The organism is Candidatus Igneacidithiobacillus taiwanensis (genome assembly GCF_031962545.1).
GTDB classification, from domain to species: domain Bacteria; phylum Pseudomonadota; class Gammaproteobacteria; order Acidithiobacillales; family Acidithiobacillaceae; genus Igneacidithiobacillus; species Igneacidithiobacillus taiwanensis.
In genome coordinates, this window is sequence record NZ_JAVRKK010000198.1 from 265 (window position 1) to 3,113 (window position 2,849).

Sequence of the window (2,849 nt, forward strand, 5' to 3'; positions counted from 1 at the left end):
CTCGACGGAATGGTGGCTACGATCAAGGAAAACATGCTGCAGTCCGGCATGGAGTTCCTGAAGACCATGGCCGGTAATCCCGGCTACCATACCTTTTACCATGCCCCCACGGTGATCATGATTTCGGCGGATCAAAACGCCCAGTTCGCTTCCATCGATTGCGGGGCGGCGGCGCAGAACATCACCCTGGCGGCGGCACTCGGTATTGGGTCCAACACCAGTTGACTAATTCTCTAATCAATGATATAATAATCATATGAAAACTGAACTAGAAATTTATCTTCCCATGCGAAAGGCCTGTGAGGTTCTTGGCGTGGTACCGCTGACGCTACGCAGATGGGAGAAGGCTGGAAAAATTCGTTGCATCCGGACCCCTTCCGGCCAGCGCCGCTACGCCAGGAGCGAGATCCTTCGGCTTTTAGGAGAAGCCCCGCCGACAGGGATAAGAGCTGCGGTGTATGCCAGGGTGTCCTCTGTGAAACAGGCGGGAGACGGCAATTTGGATCGTCAGAGAATACGATTGGAGCAGTATGCCGCTCAACGAGGTTATGATGTTTGTGTGGTGATAGCGGAGCAAGGGTCCGGGCTCAACGAAAAAAGAAAGGGACTGGACCGTATATTCAGAATGGCTCGTGAGGGCAAGATTGATGTGGTTGTCATCGAATTCAAAGATCGCTTGGCCAGGTTTGGCTACCTATATATTGAAAAATATCTGGATGCCTTTGGCGTAAGGGTAGATGTGGTTAATGGCGCGGAGCCAAAATCTCTACAAGAGGAACTGGTAGCGGATATGCTGAGTATTCTTTCAAGTTTTAGCGCCAGGCTGTATGGTCATCGGAGCAAAGACTTTAGAAAAAAAGTCAGGGAGGCCATGGCCGATGTTCAGGGTAAATAAGCCAACGGACATTTTTACGATTTGCGGCGTATTGCGTCCCAATGCCAGCGAAACGAACAAAATAGTCGCTTTCATGCGTTTATTCCAAACGGCCAAGCGGACCTCATATCAAGCCATTAGACATGGCGAAGAAGCAAAGATTATTATTTCCAAGCTGCAAAACCGTTTTATTCCCAATGCTCGCTGGTGTCAATGGTGCTACGACGAAGCTATGGATGTAATACATTCGCAAACGGAATTAATAGAAATGTATATTAACGATTTGGAGTCTAAATTAAATAAATCTAAAGAAAAACTGGATGCTACAAGCAAAGCGAAGAAGAGGCGAGGTATTATACTTCGTATAGGCAAGCTGGAACAGAAATTGGCCTATTGGAAAGAGTACAAGAAAGAAGGCACTGTGCCTGCTGCGGTATTTGGTGGTAAGAATAATTTGATTGCCTTGCAAAACGGCAAGATATTCAAAGACCAATGGCGCGAACTCAGAAGCAATTCTTTTACTTCCGTTGGCCAGGCCAATCAGAAGGGGCTGATTGGCCAATATGGCAATGCCAATACAGAGATAGTTTTTCTGGACGGCAAGTTCAAACTGAACGTGTATATACCGCCCGCAGTCGACAGCGGTGTAAAGACCGGACGTGGCATATCGCGGCGGGAGTGCGACTGGATAACTCTGGACCTTATCATACCGCCACCTTATGTGGGGTCCCTCGTACGTCACTTGAATATGGGTTATCCTTATACGGTACAGGTTTTGCGACGTGATGGTTGTTTCTACTGTCATATCTCCCTACATCAAGGCGATGACGAGAAAATAAACAAAGAAGCTCAGATGGCTGGCTGCGATTTGAATCCGCAGAACGTCTCGGTTACAGTGGTTTTACCTAATGGCAATTTCAAGGCCTCCAGGGTGTTTTGGTGTCCAGACTTGCCTTATGTACGTGCGGAGAAACGCGACCAAATTATCGGCGATCTGGCTCGTGATATCGCCGCATGGCTCAAAGGTTGCGATGTCACCCAGGTTGCCCTGGAGGAGTTGCACTTCAATTCGGATCATGACACCAACAAATTATTCAATCGCATGAGTCACAATTTTTCACATCGGGCCATGTTTACAAACTTAGTTATCAGATTGCGCAAGGAAGGTGTCGCAGTATTTACAGTTGATCCCAGATTTACATCATTGATCGGTTTTGTAAAATACATGGAAACCTACGGGCTGGCCGTTCATCAGGCGGCTGCCATGGTTATCGCCCGGCGTGCGCTTGGCTGCACCGAAAGGATACCCCGGAACATCCGTAAGATGATAGTCATAAAGGAGGGAGACAGCCATCTGAAATGCTGGGGTAAGCTATTCGGAATGGTTAAGCACATTCGCCAGGCGGCAATCAGAGAGAAAGCGTATAAGCGGGGATGGGTTTTTGGCGATTATCTGGATTATGCCAGACAACGTAAAATGGGTGAACAATTTTCAGCTTAAAGGAGGTGACGATTTACTTAAGTCTGTTTCGCTAACTCCCGTTCCATCGGTCCACTTGAGATGGAACAGCCGTGATAGAAAAGGGCCAGTGTTCACGCTTATTTATCACACTGTATGACATTTATTCGCTGTTCAAGGTGGAGATTGGCGAACCAGATAACCGGGGTAACGCCCCCGCCCGGTAAGTGCTCAAGTGATGGGTGCCTATGCTGTTCAGAATATCTTGAGTGGCAGAGGTACTAGTTGCAAGAGACGGAATAACGCTGGGTAGTGCTCGGAACCATAACTGGGAATGGATTACCCAGTTCCTCCCCCCTGGAGGTCCCAAAGCAGGTAGACGGCAACGGAGGTAGCCGTCGGTGTGGGCCAAATGCGGCTTATGCTTGTATGATGAGTACCTTCAACGTTCGTAGAACTTCATCGTTGTATAGCATTTAGTAGGGAAAATCAACCTCCCTGTCCCTTCTCACCGAT

3 protein-coding genes are annotated in these 2,849 nt (G+C 48.2%); all 3 read left to right on the forward strand.

The features are described from left to right. Nucleotides 1-225, forward strand: a 225-nt coding sequence (locus RTI30_RS13575) for a nitroreductase family protein (RefSeq protein WP_312284050.1), incomplete at its 5' end; no start/stop codon positions are given. A gap of 31 nt (nt 226-256) precedes the next feature. Further along, a complete protein-coding gene (locus tag RTI30_RS13580; RefSeq protein ID WP_312284051.1) occupies nt 257-895 on the forward strand; it encodes an IS607 family transposase in 639 nt (212 codons plus the stop codon). After that, nucleotides 879-2,375, forward strand: coding sequence for a hypothetical protein (locus tag RTI30_RS13585; protein WP_312284052.1), 1,497 nt, complete (start codon nt 879-881; stop codon nt 2,373-2,375). The genes RTI30_RS13580 and RTI30_RS13585 overlap by 17 nt, the downstream gene beginning before the upstream one ends. The last annotated feature ends 474 nt before the right edge of the window (nt 2,376-2,849 follow it).